At 46.2% G+C, this 1,108-nt stretch carries 3 tRNA genes and 2 rRNA genes; all 5 read right to left on the minus strand.

The window, feature by feature from the left end:
- Positions 1–162: ribosomal RNA gene (locus tag L4D12_RS25385) — 23S ribosomal RNA — on the minus strand; the annotation flags it as partial.
- Positions 163–486: 324 nt separating this feature from the next.
- Positions 487–562: transfer RNA gene (locus L4D12_RS25390), tRNA-Val, on the minus strand.
- A 65-nt stretch (positions 563–627) separates the two neighbouring features.
- Positions 628–703, minus strand: a tRNA-Lys gene (locus L4D12_RS25395).
- A gap of 4 nt (positions 704–707) precedes the next feature.
- A tRNA-Glu gene (locus L4D12_RS25400) sits at positions 708–783 on the minus strand.
- 97 nt (positions 784–880) lie between these two features.
- Positions 881–1,108 (minus strand): 16S ribosomal RNA (locus L4D12_RS25405); the annotation flags it as partial.

Below are 1,108 nucleotides of genomic sequence, written 5' to 3' on the forward strand. Positions count from 1 at the left end.
GTATTCACGTAACGATACTTGCTTATGCAAGTGGGTTTCCCCATTCGGAAATCCCAGTCTCAGGTGGCTTTTACTGCCTAAACTGGGCTTATCGCAAGTTAATACGTCCTTCATCGCCTCTGACTGCCAAGGCATCCACCGTGTACGCTTAGTCACTTAACCATACAACCCCAAGAGGTTTCGTATGTTCAAACAACCAAGGTTTGTGTCGTTATCTTCGATCAAGAAAGATAAKGACTTTGGTTTTTCGCCGGACTCGATACAAGACACTTGAATGTGTTTGTGTTGAGAACTCGTTCTTCATAAAGAAGAACATTTGTAATTCAATCATTCGATTGAATTTACTAGTCAGCTTTCCAGATTGTTAAAGAGCATTGTGTTTCTACTTAAAGATCCACTTTCTAATGACTTTCAGCGTCGAAAAAACGGACTTAACAAAATAACCTTTGTTAAATCTGCGATTTTGTGCAGAAAATTCTTAGAGAGTGGTGGGCGATACCGGGCTCGAACCAGTGACCCCCTCCTTGTAAGGGAGGTGCTCTCCCAACTGAGCTAATCGCCCTCCGTATTCAGTTCGTTTTTACTTTTGTAAAAGTAAATTCAAAACTGCCATCTTCGAGGAGAAGATGGTGGGTCGTGCAGGATTCGAACCTGCGACCAATTGATTAAAAGTCAACTGCTCTACCAACTGAGCTAACGACCCTAAGTGGCGTCCCGTAGGGGAGTCGAACCCCTGTTACCGCCGTGAAAGGGCGGTGTCCTAGGCCTCTAGACGAACGGGACTTAGTTTTCTATCTAAGTTGTTGGGCAACTTAGATGCTCTCTTACATTTTAACCAAGCAATCTGTGTGGACACTGCATAAAACAGCAGTCTATCGTTTAAGGAGGTGATCCAGCCCCAGGTTCCCCTAGGGCTACCTTGTTACGACTTCACCCCAGTCATGAACCACACCGTGGTAAACGCCCTCCCGAAGGTTAAGCTATCTACTTCTGGTGCAGCCCACTCCCATGGTGTGACGGGCGGTGTGTACAAGGCCCGGGAACGTATTCACCGTGGCATTCTGATCCACGATTACTAGCGATTCCGACTTCATGGAGTCGAGTTGCA

The organism is Photobacterium nomapromontoriensis (genome assembly GCF_050336815.1).
GTDB classification, from domain to species: Bacteria; Pseudomonadota; Gammaproteobacteria; order Enterobacterales; family Vibrionaceae; genus Photobacterium; species Photobacterium nomapromontoriensis.